This is a genomic window from Bradyrhizobium acaciae, assembly GCF_020889785.1.
GTDB lineage: Bacteria > Pseudomonadota > Alphaproteobacteria > Rhizobiales > Xanthobacteraceae > Bradyrhizobium > Bradyrhizobium acaciae.
Genome location: NZ_JACMYK010000310.1, coordinates 1 through 1,160 on the forward strand (window position 1 = coordinate 1; position 1,160 = coordinate 1,160).

The window sequence follows — 1,160 nt, forward strand, 5'->3', positions numbered from 1 at the left end:
GGAGCCGGTGCCGCAGCGGGGGCAGCCGCCGGGGCTGCCGCCTGGGTGGCATCGGCGCGCTTCGACAGCGCAGCGGTGGTTTCGACATCGTCCTTGGCAGCCTGTTTTGCCGCCGCAGGGAGCGGATCGGCCTTGGCTGCGGCCGTGGTTTGCGGAGGGGCCGCGTCGGCACGCGGGGAGGAGGTCCAGAACCACACGCCGGCGATCACAATCGCCGCTACAACACTGGCCAGCATCAGGCCCAACGCACTACGCATCGCTACACACTCTCTCGGAACTTAAGGATACGCCACAGCCGTAACGAGCGATTAATGCCAACAAGGTCTTAACGCGGTCCCAACAAGGCGCCGGAAGGACAAGAAAAAGCGGGCCTTATCCATACGTGATGACCATCACGGTCGATCAGCTCGCTCCCGGGCAGGATTGGACCCATCAAACAAGGGCACCGCCATCTGCGGCGCCGATGGGAGCCGATCATGACCAGCATTTTCAAAAGCCGGGTTCTCGTTCGCAGAGCCGCCGTCGCGTTGGCCGTTGCGGCCACGGTGTCTCTGTTGTCGTCGACCGGAAGCTTCGCGTTCAGCGCCGAGGCGCAGCAGATGTGCTCGGGGGACGCGTTCCGCCTGTGCGGCGCGGAGATCCCGAACATCCCCAGGATCACCGCCTGCATGGTCAGGAATCGCTCCCAGCTGAGCGGCGGCTGCCGCGTCGTGCTGGACCGCGATCTCGCCGCGCAGCGCAGGGCGGCCGCCGAGTGATTCGCCGCATCGAATGAGGTGACGGGGACGCCGAGCCGTGCCCGGTGATCACCCCAGGGCGGAACCGGCCGGTTCGGTCCGCCGTTTCAAGCTTCTTCGCGGCTCTGAAACGCTATAGAATCAGCGTTCTATTCCTTAGAGGCTTTGAGAGATGACCCGATTTCTGTTTGCCGTCGTTCCACTGGTTCTGTTGACGTCGGTCGCTTCGGCACAGCAGCAGGGGCGTGATGCCTGCTCACGCGATGCCTCGCGGTTCTGCCGCGCCCACCTCAGCGAGGGCGATCAGGTCGTGCTGGCTTGCCTGAAGGAACACCGCAGCCGCCTCAGCAAGGCCTGCCAGCAGACGCTCGCCGAAAACGGGCAGTAATGATCGGCTAGAGCGGGATGGGTTTTGGTTGAATC

The 1,160-nt window shown here is 64.4% G+C and carries 2 protein-coding genes and 1 pseudogene; 2 read left to right on the top strand and 1 reads right to left on the bottom strand.

Annotated elements, in window-relative coordinates:
• Positions 1 to 257: pseudogene (locus tag H8A92_RS40455) on the bottom strand (polysaccharide deacetylase family protein); the annotation flags it as partial.
• A 219-nt stretch (positions 258 to 476) separates the two neighbouring features.
• On the opposite strand from H8A92_RS40455, the gene H8A92_RS40460 reads away from it, so the two are divergent.
• A complete protein-coding gene (locus tag H8A92_RS40460) occupies positions 477 to 758 on the top strand; it encodes a hypothetical protein (RefSeq protein WP_229200803.1) in 282 nt (93 codons plus the stop codon).
• A gap of 151 nt (positions 759 to 909) precedes the next feature.
• Positions 910 to 1,125: a cysteine rich repeat-containing protein gene (locus tag H8A92_RS40465; protein ID WP_229200804.1), complete on the top strand. Its 216-nt coding sequence runs from the start codon at positions 910 to 912 to the stop codon at positions 1,123 to 1,125.
• Positions 1,126 to 1,160 lie beyond the last annotated feature (35 nt).